Annotated in this window: 1 protein-coding gene; it reads left to right on the top strand. The window is 68.1% G+C overall.

Going from position 1 to position 931, the window contains the following annotated elements; all coding sequences use genetic code 11:
* Window positions 1–643: IS5 family transposase (locus FXF52_RS41140; RefSeq protein WP_148805044.1), on the top strand; the 643-nt coding region annotated here is incomplete at its 5' end.
* Between the last annotated feature and the right edge of the window lie 288 nt (window positions 644–931).

A 931-nucleotide genomic window follows, 5' to 3' on the forward strand; every position in this document is an offset into this window, starting at 1 on the left:
CCTGTCCGCGTTGCAAGCCGCCGGCGACGCGCAAGGCCGGATCGGCTGGACGGTGAGCGTGGACTCGATGACCAGCCGCGCCCACCAGCACGCCGCCGGCGCCCGCAAAGACGGGCATCTGCAGAAGGAACCACCCGGCGGCGTGCACGACGAACCGGCCGATCACGCCCTGGGCCGATCCCGCGGCGGGCTGACCACCAAAACCCACCTGGCCTGCGAACAGGGACAAAAAGTCCTCTCCCTGACCGTGACCGCCGGGCACCGTGGTGACAGCCCGCAGTTCATCCCTGTCCTGCGCCGCATCCGCGTGACCCGCCTCGGCGTGGGCCGGCCCCGCACCTGCCCCGACCTGGTCCTGGCCGACAAGGCCTACACCAGCCGCGGCAACCGCAGATACCTGCGCTCACGCGGAATCAAGGCATGCATCCCCCGCAAGAAGGACCAGGACGCCCACCGCAAGGCCAAAGGCTCCAAGGGCGGGCGCCCACCCGCGTTCGACCCCCAGCTCTACCGGCTACGCCATGCCGTCGAGAACGGCATCAACCGGCTTAAACGCCACCGCGGCGTCGCCACTCGATACGACAAGCTGGCGGTCCGCTTCCAAGCCGTCCTGACCATCACCATCATCACCGAGTGGCTCTGACCGGCTTATGAAACACGCCTTAGCGCTCCTCACGGTGCGCGTCCGAGTAGGAACGCGTCGACGGCGACGGGTCGTACCAATGCGGGGGGGCGGTGGTGAGGATCGGGACGAGGGCGCGGCGGGACAGCGGCGTGCGTGGCCGGCTAAGACAGATGTGGGCCGATGATCCGGAGGTCGATTCCGGATGCCGAGTCGATCAGCAACATGACGAACCGATGCGAGCCGAACGGACCCTTGGCGTGACCGTTTGGGTCCGGTTCGCAGCCCGACCTCGGTGAACAGATACCA

This window comes from Micromonospora sp. MP36 (assembly GCF_008119785.1).
Classification (GTDB): Bacteria; Actinomycetota; Actinomycetes; order Mycobacteriales; family Micromonosporaceae; genus Micromonospora.